We start from the raw sequence: 13,425 nt of genomic DNA on the forward strand, positions 1-13,425 counted from the left end.
TTTTTATGTTTTACTTACAAATAATAGTTGTTCCAAAATTGCTCTCCTTCAAGCAGTGCCTCAGCATTAAGCTTCTTCTCTAAATAGGCTTTATGGTTCGTCAGCAAATTTCCGATAATTAAATCAATCGCAAATAAAAACGGAATATGATGGGAAATGTATGTGCTGTTTTTTACTGACAAAATATCTGAAGTAATGATCTTTATATCAGCCAATGCCGTTATTTTCGTTGAGTCGAAGCTTGTAATAATTACAATTTTCGCGTTGTTCTGACTTGCGATCGTGAGCGCTTCTATAATTTCCTTTACTGTTCCTGAGCGGGAAATTGCGATGATCAAATCATCCTTCCCTGCTAGCGATGCGGAAAGCTTCATATTATGCCGATCATTGTAGGCTGCGGCTGTAAAGCCCATCATATTCAATTTTTGCTTTAATTCCATGCCTACAAGCCACGAGCTTAAAATCCCGTAAATCATAATTTTTTTGCTCGAAATCAAGGCAGCTGCAATCGCAGCCAATTGATCATCAGTAATTAAAGAAGATGTATTCATTAACAGATCGTTGTAATCGAAAGCGATCGATTCAACAAAGCTGACTTGATCATGATTGATCGATTTTGATTTCATTTTTCGATAAAATACGTCCTGCACGAGGGCGATTTTAAAATCATTGAAACCTTTAAAGCCAATCTTTTTACAAAATCGGTTGATGCTTGTTTCTGAGACGCCAACCTTCTCAGCAAGGGCTGTTATCGTGTTTTTTGTTACAAAATCAGGATTTTCAATCACAAAATTGGCGATTTCATTTTCACTAAGCGTTAATTTTTTTTGGTTTGATACAACCTTTGCCAAAACTGCCGGTATCCGTTCACTCATAGTCTATCGTTTCACCTACTGACCTCTTCGTTTTAAACGTATTGTATCATACCGCCTGAAACTTCTCTTAACTAGGAAACATGTGCAAGATGAAGTACCTGCTCCCATTCCTTTTTCGTTTTCCTGAAATGATTTTCAAAATCTTGGACAGTCCACATGTTTTTATGGACTAAATAAATCGAATCAAATAAATTAGGCAAAAAATCGATTCCAATCAGTTCCTTGCAGAAGGAATGGGCAGCGATCTCAGAACAGCTTACGACTGTTGATTTTTTCTTATAAGGACCAATCTTCAGTGCGTCTACCTTATCAAGCAATTCGTTAGTAAATTGCTTCTCTCGATACTCAAGATAATGGTAAAATTCATGAGCCAAATGAATCGATAGGACGTCCTGATACGTAAGCTCCGTTTCGCTTATAAGATTATACGCTTCGATTAACTCTACTAAAGAAGGCTTGTAGATTTTTATTTTCGACTTCTTTTTCGTGAAAATGATCTCTGCCCGAAACTTCACTTGATGAAAAACACCGATCGAATCTGAAATTTCGATCTCCAGCTGATTTTGTTTGCAGAGACTCTTTATGTCTTTATGCAAAAACGATTGTGCTTTTTTTCTGCCAATTTCCAAAGAACGCGTCACATAATAATAAATTTTATCAGAAGGAATTCGATGAAAAAGCAAATCCTTTTTTAATTCCAGATAAGCCAATAACTGATCGTCGAGTGATTCCAACGAGCGAGTGAACGGTTCCATTGCTTTAAGCTCCTCATTGATAAGTGATCGCGATGATTTCGCTCTCACCATCCAAGTATTTTGTTTCGACATCGATCATTTTCATTAAATGCTCTTTTGTTTGCAAGCCTGATAAGTCAATCATTTTTTCTTTAAAGAATATGAATACTTTCGGAATCGTGGCATTGGCATCGGAATATATGGTTTGCTCATCCAAAAATTCATCAAACGATGTGGCTAACTCATTTTTCGGAAAAAACAAGTGATGCGCATTCGCCTGTTTAAAACGGACGACTCCTTCGCGATCCAAAATGCTGACAAAGCTTTTTTTCGATTTAAACAGCCCTAAGAAAACCTTCTTTTCTTCCTTGGCCTCAAACAAATTCCATCTTCCTGTTTTGTATCGCAATTGAACATTTTTTTGATTAATCGATTCAGCAGCTATTTTTTTCAATTCGTTCTCATCAACTTGATTTGCAGCTAAGTCCTTTGAGCGGAGTTCAGTTGAACCTGTTGCGATCGCCCGTAAAATGTTTTTCTGTGCATCGATTTCAATCGTCACATCGACTGTACTTTCCTCTGCACCCATTTTTACGATTCGTTCGATTATTTCGGTTCTCATTTTCATGACATCCTCTTCGGTAGGAGCAATAACCGTTTTTTCGATTTGTTCTCTTACCATCGCCATTCCGACACCAATCGTTGAAATATACGGAGCATTTTTAGCGATTTTCCAATTGTATCGTTCATACTCTGCCATCGCCGGAATTAATACTGCACCGCTTCCACCGCCGCCTACGAGCAAAATGAAATTTTCATCAAGCTCATAATCAAAAATCATTTCTTTTACTACTTTCATGACTTTTTCAACAGCAATTCTCATCACTTGCTCTGCCGCTTCTTCAATTGTAATCCCTAAGCTGTCAGCCAAAGGCTTCCAAGCTTTCTTTGCGCTTTCATAATTGCCTTTAGCATAGTCATCCTCAGGTATGAAGCCTAAAAGATTGGCAGCTCCGGCGAGAGTAAGCGAATAGGGCTTCCCGCCTGCACATTCGATGATGGCGTAATCCGGATCACCTTCTCTTGGGCTTATCAGCTTTAGATTCGGACTTTCAATTAAACTCGGATCCGCAAAGCATTCATATTCAATCCCGGCAATATGGGCGCTTCTCGGACCAACATCGGTAATGCGGCCGCCGTCGATCCGGATCATGCTTCCTCCGGCAACTCCCAAAGTGCGGACGTCCAAGGATTGCAAATACGTTTTATGGCCGCCAACCTGGGCATTTTTAATCATAACTTTCCCGTTTTTAATGACAGATATATCGACGGAAGTCCCCCCTACTTCAAAGAAGATTCCGTCCGACACTTTTTCGTACATGAGTGCCCCGGCAACTCCTGCGGCAAGACCGGACAGCATTGTTAGTATAGGGCGTTTTCTCACTTCATCAATACTCATGACACCACCGTCGCAGCGCATAATCATCAGCTGCGATTTAATCCCGGCATCCTTGACTGCTTTCTCAGTCATATTGGCGGTTTCCATCATTTTAGGGATTAAGCTGGCATTAACGACTGCTGTTCTTGTGCGGACCTTAAGGCCGTACAATTGTGAAATCTCGTGTCCGCCCGTTGCGTATAACCCTTTCTTTTTCGCCAGGTCGATCACTTTCAATTCATTTGACGGATCGTCAACACTGTAAGCCTCTGAAGCGACAATTACCTCGGCACCTTGTCCGGCGAGTAAATCGATCGCTTCTTCAATTTTACTCTCAGTTAGTTCTTTTGTATCAATAAAGGTGTGAAATGTTTTCAGGTATTTTCCAGGCGCAAGCTCCAAGTCTTCCACCAACGTTTCTGATTTGGCGCTTCTTGCATCCATGCCCGTTCCCATTCCAACGATGCCGACTCTGGCAACATCACCTTCTAAAAGCGCGTTAGTAGCCTGGGTCGTGCCGTGTGCGATAAAAATAACATCATCCGGATGAATTTGATTTTCTTCCAAAATCTGATTAATGATCGTCACAATTCCGCTTGCAACCCCAGTCTCATGATGATGGGTGGTAGGAATTTTCAGCTTTGAAATTAACTCAAATGTGTCGTTGTCAATAACCGTAGCATCAGTAAAAGTTCCGCCGACATCTATGCCTATTCGTACTTTTTTTGTGGACATTGTTTCTCCTCCTGGGATAAAAGTGAAACTTCTTTCAGTGGGGTTTTTTTCATCCCCACTGATAGTTAGTTGAACTAATCGGGCTTTTACGGGCAGTTGATCCCCTACTTAATCTATCGATTCTCTCTTAAACTTAGAATGGGGGGCTTACCGCCCGTTAATGCGGGATAAAGCACGAGAAACATCCTTCATTTCCGTGCTTTTTTCGTATTTATATTAGTTAAAAAGCAAATGGAATTGCGATCGCAAGTGAGATCAATACCGCTACGACTAACCACAGAATCGTTTTTCTCAGAATTCCGATAATATCTGTTTTTGTAAAATCAGCCAGCCACACGTTGTGCGAGTTGGTTGGATCACAGACTGCCTGAAGATTGCTGACAATACGCAAGGCAAGCATAACCGCAATTGCCGACATTCCTGACGTTACCATCAATGCTGCAATTCCGCTGCCCAGCCCCCATACATTTAACGGACCGCGGTAAATCGCTAACGGAGAAAGAAGCGTAAAGAATAAAATAAAACCAAATGGGCTAGTTGGCAAAATATTTCCGATAAGCGGCTGGATTAACGCTGAAACCTGTGGAGCAGTAACTGCGTTTAATAGCATTCCAATTCCCATCATCAGCCCGACCGCACCGGCAACCTCTTGAATCCCTTCAACGAGAGCACTCGATAAAATATGGATAGGTCGTTTCGGTGTAGCCAAAATCAATGTAGCAATTCCACCGACAAACACTGCCGGGACGATATCAACTTTGAATAGAAAAACTAATAGAACAGGAACAAGCGGGCTTACTAGCGCAATCGCCCGTACATTTTTTGGAGCGGCCTTAGGACCTTCCGGCTCTAAAGGCATCGACCAAGCTCTTCTGTAACCGCTTTCTTTTTTGATATTATAAACAATCATAATGAGAGCAATGACAATCAGCGGGATTGCCGGAATCAGTGTAAAGCTGGCAATGACATCCGTTGACAAATTCAGCACATCTTTGTAAACCGCCCAAGTAGCAACGTTGAAGGTAACCCCAACTCCATTGGCTAATAATACGACTAGTGCGCTGACAAATGGTGATATCCCTGCTGTAAGCATGATAGGAATGATAATCGTGCCTACTAAAATAACCATTCCCAATCCGCTCGCAGCAGAAAAGATGACAGACGCTGCTATGAAAAACACAATCGCCATCGCAAGCGGTTTGTCACCAGCAAGCTCAGCTGCTTTGCGAATAATTGTTTTTGTGACTCCGACTTTATTTAAGATCTGACCAAACCAGGCCCCGAAAATCAATCCTGCAATCGCAGTTGATAGCTTCATAGAACCTGCTGCTAAAATAGTAGAAGATATCGTATAAGCTTCTACATCACTGCTGATAAACGGCACTCCGGCAATGATGCCAAATAGCACAGCCATAATAGGCAGGGCAAGCAAGGTTGGAAGCTTTCTCGTCATCATCAAGCCGACAAACACAACAAATACCAATAATATTCCTACAGTTTGTGTAATTTGAAGAGCTGTCATTGTTCATTCTCCTCGTCTTCATATTAATTTTTAATTTGATTTTACTGGAGGTTCTACCTCTAAATAAGCTCCTTGCGTTATCAATGTTTGTTGGAGGTTTGGGATATCAATCTCCTGCACTCCGATGTTCCCTTTCGCCGCTAAAGCTGCCGCTACACCTCCTGCATGGCCGATCGCACCTGCTGTTGGTGTTGTCCTGACTCCGGCTTGTGCTTCAAACGTTGCTGAAAGACATCTTCCCACAACTAGTAAGTTGTCAATATCATTAGTGATCAGGCAGCGATACGGAATCCCGTACATTCCACCCCATTCTAATTTGCCATGGGAAGTCCCTTCTCCGTCAGGGCTATGGATATCGATCGGATAACCGGAATGGGCGATGACATCCTCAAACTTCTTTTGCTGAAGAAGATCCTCAGCAGTCAACGTGTAAGCGCCTACAATTTGTCGCGAGCTTCTTACGCCGATGCGTGGACCTGTCGTTACAACGACTGCATTCTCAAAGCCAACCATATACTTTTTCATAAAATGCTCCAGCTCGCGGCACTGCTTTCTTCCTTCAATTTCAGCTTTGCTTAAGCTCCATGGATCAGTACTGTCACATCCCAATATTCTTGTCGTGTTGAAGATGACTTCGCCGGGATTGTTCGTTTCAAAAAACAGGACGTCCTCACGTGGGATTGAAATTTCCCCTTTTTCTTTCGCCTCTTTAAACTCTTTTAAATAGCCAACGACTGAAAGCCGCTCTACTTTGTTTAACTGATCGAGGTTATCTGGAACTCTCGTAAAGTTTTCAGGATGCTCTCGAATATATTCTTTCACTCTATCAATATCTACATTTCTTACCTTCATTTTTAATGTCATCGGCTGTGATGCCCCGTCTGTCTCACGGCCTTTTGTAAAGGTAACGCCGGCCCATGCTGCCAGATCACCGTCTCCTGAAGCATCGATAAATACTTTTCCGCTGATTTCAGAGATTCCTGCTTTATTGCAAACTTTTAGCTTGGTGATTTTATTCCCTTCTTTAATCACTTCGGCAAGGGCGGTATGGTATAAAATTTCCCCGCCGCTTTCAATCAGCATAACCTCAAGCTCATGCTTCATCGCCTCGGCGTCAAATGGAGTTACTGAATACGTATAGTTCGTCAAATCTTCGATGTGGCCGACAGATTTTCCGATCGTTTTTAGCCTTTGAATCATTTCATCTGTTATCCCTTGAATTGCTTGTTTTTCACCGGCATGAAACGTCATCATCGGACCTACACCCGCGGCTGTCAGCATACCTCCAAGAAACCCGTTGGACTCAATAATTAATACCTTTTCCCCGAGTCGTGCAGCAGCGATTCCTGCAACTGCTCCCGAGATTCCCCCTCCTACAATGACTACATCATAATTTCTCATCACACACCCCAACTTTCTATATGATTTCAAAATAAAGGTATCATTTTTTTGCAAAAATGTAAAGGCTTTCAGTAAATTATTTTCAAAAATAGTCACTTATTATGAAAATAATTTTCTGAACAAGTCAGAGTGTGTTGAATCCGCATCGTGCCGCTATTTATTAAACACTGCTTTGAACGTCTTGCCTTTCGCTTGATTCACATTTACCGACAGCTTAATCGTTGGTCTCGCTTGATTCACATCAATTCCTTCATCTACTCTTAAAATTCCATTAACGCTTTTATCAATTTCAATATTAATAACGCCTGTGTTGATTTGCGTCGGATCAGATACAGATACTTCCAGCTGACTTTCTGTTTCCCTGACCATCACAGAGGCTTTCTTATCGCTTGTAATTCCTCCGACTGTTTTGACCTTGTCATTCCAAAAATTTATACCAATCAAATTCAGGGTCTTCTCTTTGACAGCATGGGCATCCGCAGAGTTTTCTACGATACTGATTTCAGGCTTGCAAGAATAATCGAGTACTGACGTTGACGTCATATTGGGTAGAAGCACGTACGAGTACTTTTGATTTGTAGGGTTTACCCCGTGATCAAACCATAAATTTAAATAGTTGCGAGTAATCGATTCCGTTGGGATTCCGCTGCGGCTGTCAATCTGGCTCCACGCCCCAGTTCTTGATTCCCGCAGTCCTTTAATAGTTGGCTGGTCAGGGAAATAATATCCAATGTTAGCGCTTTCAACATTTCCAGATAAATAAGCCCATCGAACCTTATCCATCTTCTCTGTCCACCCTGTAGCAGCAGGCTTCTTATATCCATTCACGATAAGCGTATTATCACCTGAATTTTTAAGCTTTCTGTTTTCGATTATCGTTTCGATCGTACGCTGATCCGTGCTTGTAATTCCCGATCCTACAGCTACGATTTCGTCATCGAACATAAACCATGATTTCTTGGCATCAAGCGTGCTATTGTAGGCATCTAAAGTCATCCCTGAAACACCGTAGGTTCCCTGCATTTCCGTTCCGCCAACCCATCGTTTTGAACTTGCATACGCATGTCCTGACGAATTCGTTCGCTGCCGAGTATCCACGGTTGTGCCCGGCAATCGGTAAGGATTTACAGTCGGCCAATACCCATCGCTGTATTGTGCGGTATCATTGTTATATAAATATGTCATGCCCTCGCCTGTATACCATCCCTTCAAATTCTCTCCATTAATGGATTCATAGTTTGCAATACGTGCAGAGGACATACTTATCCCAAAGGCAAATTTATCTCGAACTAGAACTGCCCGGTCCATACTGGAGAATTGCTGATATTTTATGATTTTTCTAGATCCAATCGCAGGATCGTTGACAATCGATTTTGCTAGCTGAATCATATTGATAGATGGTGTATTCTTCACAAAATCCAGATGAGTATCCTCTTTGATCCATGACTTGACCATTTCTTTATAAACAAGAGAATTGGATTCAGAAGCAGATTGAGCAAGCCTGATTATCGCTTGAATCGTTTCGTGCCCGACGACATGATCCTCTGCGTAGTGTCTTGACAACTCCCTTCCACGGACCATATCCATCATCGCCCCTTTGTAGATGAGAGGCTCAAATGAATCGTAAACCCACCTGTAGACATTCTGCTGATTGGAATCTGTGATTTGCCACGTCGAATCGCTTAATAAATACATCACGTTGGCGATGTCAGCTAACATTGATCTTCCATATCCGCCATTGTATGCGAAGTTATTATGCTGGATAAAGGAGCCGTCTTTGTAAAATCCGTCACCGGACGTTACATAGGTAAATACGTTACTTAAACCGTCCCGTGCCTTGGACAATTTACTGCTGTCTTCAACAATCATTCCCCTAACGGCTACGACGGTTACCTTCCATACTCTGTTAGCCCCAGTTCCAGTAGGAGTTGGTGAAAATTTTTCAACGGCTTTCATGTAATTGGTGATTTGTTGAGTGGATAGATGGCTATAAAGTAGGATGACTATGTTATTTAAACGGAGAGGCGTGCCGATTTCCCAATCCCACCAGTTATTATATGGCGGCTTGTTTTCATTGTAGCGGTACGTATACATCCAATCGAGCGCTTGAATGAGATCATTTTTTAGAGTCTCATTGTTTTCAAGCGAAGAGCCTTTGGTTGATAAGGCCAAGGCCATGGCAAGAAGCCGATCATAGCTTTTCGTAATATAACTGGAGTTGGATGTACCTGTCAGATCAGTCCAAAGTGCGCTTCGATCAGAAGATTTATCCATGCTGTTCCAATACTCATTAGCGGCTTCATCGATTTTCTTAATTCGATTTGCGATATCTGGGTCTGAAGGATCAAACGCTTCTCCTCCAGTCAGCATTTCTTTCCATTTTCCACGCAGCTGTTCAAACTCATTTTCACCTTGGGCAGCTGCTTGATTCAGAACCGCCGGGGAAAGAGTTGCCGAGGCTGTGATCAAGAAAACCAAGAAAGCGCTTACAAATAATCTGAACTTTTTTCCCATTCCATTCTCTCCTCCTTTATACTTCATTCTTAATATAGTGACTTTTGGCTCACTACATAACTCATATTAACATATTTATTTTGTTTTTGGTAAATTTTTTTCGGAATAATTCATTAGTTTTGAAAATTGATAACAATGCCTATAATATAAAAAAACTCTCACATTTCATTTCTTGTGAGAGGTTCCTTTTCAATTGTTTTGCTTGCCAAGCCGTTCATTCCCTCTTTTAAAATTTCCTGTCACTTCCGCCATGATAAGCTGTTCCTCATTCTGATTATTGGCGGCATTCATTTTTGCAAGAAATCTTTCGGCGTCTTTCCCCTTTAAAATTTTCACTTCTTTCCCGAACCAGTCGATAAAGACTGTATTATTTTTTGTTACTCGATACGTAAAAACCTCTTTATCCAATGACCTGCCTCCCTATTCCTTTACCTCAGTGTTCCAACTTATAGCATACTAACATTATAGTTTCCAATACAGTATTATATCTTCAGACCTTGAGATGTGAACAGAAAAAGAAGTCAAGAAAGGTAAATAAATCAAACATAATCATTAATTATAAAATTAATCAGCATGGAAAGAGGGTTTCCTCTTCCATGTTGATGTATAAAAAAAGAGACGAACTATCATTTTTGTTTTATAAGTATTATAATCATTATAATGGTAATAATCATAATATAAAGTAGAGAAGAATATATGTCTAAGGCGGTGAAAGATTTGGAAAGAAAAGTGACCAAAATCGGTAAGAGTTACGGGGTCACATTCCCTCTTGAATTGTTAAAAGGTGCAGGATTAGAACCAGGAGACACCGTTCAGATTGAGCAAAAAGATGGTGACATTATTTTGCGTAAGAGCCGGAAAATTGAATTGCCTAATGGCATTAGCCCAGACTTTTTCGATGTATTAGAAGAAACGATGAAAGAGCATGGTGAAGCACTAAAAGGATTGGTAGACCGATAAAATGAGGTTTTTAACCATACAGGAAGTCATTGCTTTAAATAAATATTTAATCCAAACATTAAGCCCAGGAGAATTAATTGGCGTAAAAGAACCCAGTTTGTTAGAATCAGCGGTTTATCGTCCGCAATCATCAGCATTCGGTGAGGATGCATACCCAACACTATTCGAGAAAGGAGCTGCATTGTTTGAATCGTTAGCGCAAAATCATGCTTTTCAAAATGCTAATAAACGCACAGCCCTTCTTTCTCTCACATTTTTTCTTCGGTACAATGGTTATCATTTTGAAATGACCACAGAAGATAAAATAGAGTTTACCGTTAGTATTGTAAAAAAAGAAATTTCGTTTGAACATCTTGTTTCGATTATTCGAGAACATTCAAAAGAAATAATGGAATAATGGCATTCCGGCATTGTCGGAATGCATTTTTATTAGCTGAGAAATTATTTTCTAAAGAGTTTTTAATATTAATATAAACATTAACAAACATAGTTTTAAATAAAATTGTCGACACTTCTTAACCTTTTTTCTTCACAAACTTTACAATAAATTCAAAAGAATTGAAGCTGCATGCACCATGTTTTTACCTCTTTAGTCAAAAAACCTCTCCTATCGACATTCATATTAAAGACTATTAGTAAAATATGTTTTTAATCATCTATTAATTGCCTTGTCATACATTTGTTTTCTTGAAACTTGAACTTTTTATAAAAATCGTGAGCATCTGAAGTAGCTAGAGCAAATGCAGTATGTTTTATTTCTGGATGTTCTAAAATACATTGTATTAACCATTGACCTAAACCATTTCCTCTATAAGATTCATCAACTACAACATCTAAAATCCAAGAAAAAACAGATTTATCAGTAACAACTCTAGCGAACGCGATTTGTTTTCCTTTGTGATATGTACCAAAGGTAATTGAATTGTTAATGCTTTGTGTAATCGTTTCTTTAGTTCTGTTTGTGCCCAATATGTTTTCGAAAGTAATTGTGAAACAACGTCTATATTTATGAGTGCAGTATCATCACTAACAATGAAATCATCTTTAGTCCAATTCAAGTGTATTCCTCCCTATGAATTCTATTTAAATTATTTTAAATCTTTTTGAAATTAATCTCTACAATCTCCACGTTTACGGTGTTCTATAAAATGTTTTTATGTCGGGATTAAAGCCTTTGAACCGTGAAGGGTGACCAAAACCGTAAAATTCGGCAGCATAACTTATTCCCAAAAAGAGCTAGTCCAGATATGGGCTAGTATGACACTGTTTAAAAAAGAACCGCGGACAAATTGACCACGGTTCAAAATGTAAAGTTTCATTGAAACCATTCTCGCTTATACCAGCCTTGTTGGGAACAGTTTTTAATTTCCTTCTACAAACTCCATGTTTACCAGCTCATCATAGGAGTAGCCTTTTGTGTATACCCCCGTCTTTTCAACCACATCCATCACCTTAGCAACTGATTCCACCGTTATAACTCCATCCTTGCTCCATAAACTGTCCGCATATGCCCGATCTAGGGAAGCCTGTAATGAATCTTCCTCAGTCGTCGGGAATTCTTTTTTCAATACTTCCATGGCAAGCCCATGGTCTTCATCTACTGCGGCTAACGCTTTCTTAATTGCTTTTACAAAGCTTGCGACAGTCTCAGGGTCTTTCTCAATCGTCGATTTTTTTACACTGATCACGGAATAAGGATAGTCCCCTAGACTCGTAAAGCTATAAAACGGCTCCTTCCACACACCTTTTTTAATCCCTTCATTAATCTGCGGTTCTCCACCGTTCGCAATGTCTGCCTGCCCGTTTTCCACCAGCGAAACAACAGCTGCGGCATCTGCCGGCTCTTCAAGCTTGACGTCTTTTTCAGGATCAAGCCCAAGATCCATAAGCAAGTATCTTGTTAATAAATTCGGGCTTCCCCCAAAACGTCCGGCTGCAATCGTTTTTCCTTTTAAATATTCGGCCATTGCTTCCTTGGAATCATCGGCAAGGTTTGCTTCCTCGGCAGACATGAGATACACATTGGCCCGGTTTACCACATTCACGACAGAAACAATTGGATCTTTATTGCCTACATTCGACATTTGATTCGAATCTGGACCGGCGATATTCCCCCATACTTCACCGCTTACTAATGAGGTTACATGACCGCCTCCCGTAGCCGTTACGACTTCAACATCCAGCCCTTCCTCTTTAAAAAAGCCTTCATGTATTGCTGTATAAAGCGGCAGATAACCAATTAAATGAACGGGTTCGGCGATTGTGATTTTTTTCAATTCACCATTTCCCGGTTCAGTTGTCCCTGGTTGATTATTCGAGCCGCACCCCGCAATTAGAAGAAAAGCAGCAACAAGCAAACAGCTTACCAACCATTTGATACGTTTCATCTCCATATCCCCCACTTTTTCTTTTTATTGTCGCATTCCTTTAAGCAGCCATCTTTCAAGCCAAACCGTCCCGAGATACATCAAAATGGAAAGGATGGACAGGGCAATTACTCCGACCCAGACGAGGTCAATATTCATAATCTGTCCGGCATAAAGAATCATTCTGCCGACTCCTTGACGGGAAGCAATAAATTCACCAACGATTGTACCGGCGAGCGCCAGCGCAATATTAATTTTTAAGCTGCTTACAATCCATGGCATTGAGCTTGGTACAACGATCATCGTAAATACGTGCCTTCGCTTGGCTCCAAGTGAATAAAGCATGTTTTCCAAATCTTTATCAACTGATTTAACGCCGCTGTATGCCGCAATCGCTGTGACAATAACGGTCATCAAAAATGCTAAAACAACCTTCGATGAAAAACCGATGCCGAATAAAATGACGAGGACCGGCGCAAGAGCCAGCTTTGGAATCGCATTAAAAGCAACTAAATACGGCTCCGTGATTTTTGAATATAGAATCGACCACCAAAAGGAAAGCCCCAGCAAAGCACCTGCAAACGTTCCTGCAGCAAAACCGAAAATGGTTGCGCCCGAGGTGTACAACAAATCCTGCACTAATGTCCCTTCAGTCCAAGCTATGGCTCCTGTTTGAAAAATCGTTAGCGGACTGCTCCAATAGTAAGGATCAAGCACGCCCATTCGGGTTAAAATTTCCCAGCCGGCAATGATGCAAATCCCAAGAAAAATTTGGCCGATCAATGTCAATTGATTTTCTCTTTTCCGCTGTTTTTGTTCATCTTCAACAAATAATGGTTCGTTTGATGCATTCAATAGTTCTTTCTTCTTCATATCATTC

At 40.7% G+C, this 13,425-nt stretch carries 12 protein-coding genes; 2 read left to right on the forward strand and 10 right to left on the reverse strand.

Going from position 1 to position 13,425, the window contains the following annotated elements:
• Window positions 1–14: 14 nt before the first annotated feature.
• From JOC74_RS20820 to JOC74_RS20850, 7 genes are all read right to left on the reverse strand, one after another.
• A complete protein-coding gene (locus tag JOC74_RS20820) occupies window positions 15–875 on the reverse strand; it encodes a MurR/RpiR family transcriptional regulator (protein ID WP_053602093.1) in 861 nt (286 codons plus the stop codon).
• A 71-nt stretch (window positions 876–946) separates the two neighbouring features.
• On the reverse strand, window positions 947–1,630 hold the full coding sequence (locus tag JOC74_RS20825; protein WP_053602092.1) for a hypothetical protein: 684 nt from the start codon (window positions 1,628–1,630) through the stop codon (window positions 947–949).
• 13 nt (window positions 1,631–1,643) lie between these two features.
• Window positions 1,644–3,782 (reverse strand): hydantoinase/oxoprolinase family protein, encoded by a 2,139-nt coding sequence (locus tag JOC74_RS20830; protein ID WP_053602091.1) that lies wholly within the window; start codon window positions 3,780–3,782, stop codon window positions 1,644–1,646.
• Window positions 3,783–4,002: 220 nt separating this feature from the next.
• Window positions 4,003–5,304 (reverse strand): citrate transporter, encoded by a 1,302-nt coding sequence (locus tag JOC74_RS20835; protein ID WP_192841128.1) that lies wholly within the window; start codon window positions 5,302–5,304, stop codon window positions 4,003–4,005.
• A gap of 30 nt (window positions 5,305–5,334) precedes the next feature.
• Window positions 5,335–6,705 carry an FAD-dependent oxidoreductase gene (locus JOC74_RS20840; protein ID WP_053602090.1) on the reverse strand — a complete coding sequence of 457 codons (1,371 nt, stop codon included), beginning with the start codon at window positions 6,703–6,705 and terminating at the stop codon, window positions 5,335–5,337.
• Window positions 6,706–6,858: 153 nt separating this feature from the next.
• Window positions 6,859–9,219 carry a polysaccharide lyase 8 family protein gene (locus tag JOC74_RS20845; RefSeq protein ID WP_053602089.1) on the reverse strand — a complete coding sequence of 787 codons (2,361 nt, stop codon included), beginning with the start codon at window positions 9,217–9,219 and terminating at the stop codon, window positions 6,859–6,861.
• A 189-nt stretch (window positions 9,220–9,408) separates the two neighbouring features.
• A complete protein-coding gene (locus tag JOC74_RS20850; protein ID WP_053602088.1) occupies window positions 9,409–9,627 on the reverse strand; it encodes a hypothetical protein in 219 nt (72 codons plus the stop codon).
• 288 nt (window positions 9,628–9,915) lie between these two features.
• Between JOC74_RS20850 and JOC74_RS20855 the strand changes: the two genes are divergently transcribed.
• Both JOC74_RS20855 and JOC74_RS20860 read left to right on the forward strand, forming a co-directional pair.
• Window positions 9,916–10,179 (forward strand): AbrB/MazE/SpoVT family DNA-binding domain-containing protein, encoded by a 264-nt coding sequence (locus tag JOC74_RS20855; RefSeq protein WP_053602087.1) that lies wholly within the window; start codon window positions 9,916–9,918, stop codon window positions 10,177–10,179.
• A gap of 1 nt (window position 10,180) precedes the next feature.
• Window positions 10,181–10,576, forward strand: a complete 396-nt coding sequence (locus JOC74_RS20860; RefSeq protein WP_053602086.1) for a type II toxin-antitoxin system death-on-curing family toxin — start codon at window positions 10,181–10,183, stop codon at window positions 10,574–10,576.
• A 251-nt stretch (window positions 10,577–10,827) separates the two neighbouring features.
• On the opposite strand, the gene JOC74_RS20865 is transcribed toward JOC74_RS20860, so the two are convergent.
• The 3 genes from JOC74_RS20865 to JOC74_RS20875 all read right to left on the reverse strand — a co-directional run bounded on the left by JOC74_RS20865 (window position 10,828) and on the right by JOC74_RS20875 (window position 13,418).
• Window positions 10,828–11,148 (reverse strand): GNAT family N-acetyltransferase, encoded by a 321-nt coding sequence (locus tag JOC74_RS20865; protein ID WP_225970313.1) that lies wholly within the window; start codon window positions 11,146–11,148, stop codon window positions 10,828–10,830.
• 392 nt (window positions 11,149–11,540) lie between these two features.
• Window positions 11,541–12,566 (reverse strand): ABC transporter substrate-binding protein, encoded by a 1,026-nt coding sequence (locus JOC74_RS20870; RefSeq protein ID WP_098945174.1) that lies wholly within the window; start codon window positions 12,564–12,566, stop codon window positions 11,541–11,543.
• Window positions 12,567–12,590: 24 nt separating this feature from the next.
• Window positions 12,591–13,418: an ABC transporter permease gene (locus JOC74_RS20875; protein WP_053605939.1), complete on the reverse strand. Its 828-nt coding sequence runs from the start codon at window positions 13,416–13,418 to the stop codon at window positions 12,591–12,593.
• Between the last annotated feature and the right edge of the window lie 7 nt (window positions 13,419–13,425).

This window comes from Bacillus capparidis (assembly GCF_017832095.1).
GTDB classification, from domain to species: domain Bacteria; phylum Bacillota; class Bacilli; order Bacillales; family Bacillaceae; genus Bacillus; species Bacillus gobiensis.

Excerpts from the sequence above, each read along its gene's own strand:
- JOC74_RS20820 (WP_053602093.1), bottom strand. The coding sequence starts at position 875 with ATGAGTGAACGGATACCGGCAGTTTTGGCAAAGGTTGTATCAAACCAA.
- JOC74_RS20825 (WP_053602092.1), bottom strand. The coding sequence starts at position 1,630 with ATGGAACCGTTCACTCGCTCGTTGGAATCACTCGACGATCAGTTATTG.
- JOC74_RS20830 (WP_053602091.1), bottom strand. The coding sequence starts at position 3,782 with ATGTCCACAAAAAAAGTACGAATAGGCATAGATGTCGGCGGAACTTTT.
- JOC74_RS20835 (WP_192841128.1), bottom strand. The coding sequence starts at position 5,304 with ATGACAGCTCTTCAAATTACACAAACTGTAGGAATATTATTGGTATTT.
- JOC74_RS20840 (WP_053602090.1), bottom strand. The coding sequence starts at position 6,705 with ATGAGAAATTATGATGTAGTCATTGTAGGAGGGGGAATCTCGGGAGCA.
- JOC74_RS20845 (WP_053602089.1), bottom strand. The coding sequence starts at position 9,219 with ATGGGAAAAAAGTTCAGATTATTTGTAAGCGCTTTCTTGGTTTTCTTG.
- JOC74_RS20855 (WP_053602087.1), top strand. The coding sequence starts at position 9,916 with ATGTCTAAGGCGGTGAAAGATTTGGAAAGAAAAGTGACCAAAATCGGT.
- JOC74_RS20860 (WP_053602086.1), top strand. The coding sequence starts at position 10,181 with ATGAGGTTTTTAACCATACAGGAAGTCATTGCTTTAAATAAATATTTA.
- JOC74_RS20870 (WP_098945174.1), bottom strand. The coding sequence starts at position 12,566 with ATGAAACGTATCAAATGGTTGGTAAGCTGTTTGCTTGTTGCTGCTTTT.
- JOC74_RS20875 (WP_053605939.1), bottom strand. The coding sequence starts at position 13,418 with ATGAAGAAGAAAGAACTATTGAATGCATCAAACGAACCATTATTTGTT.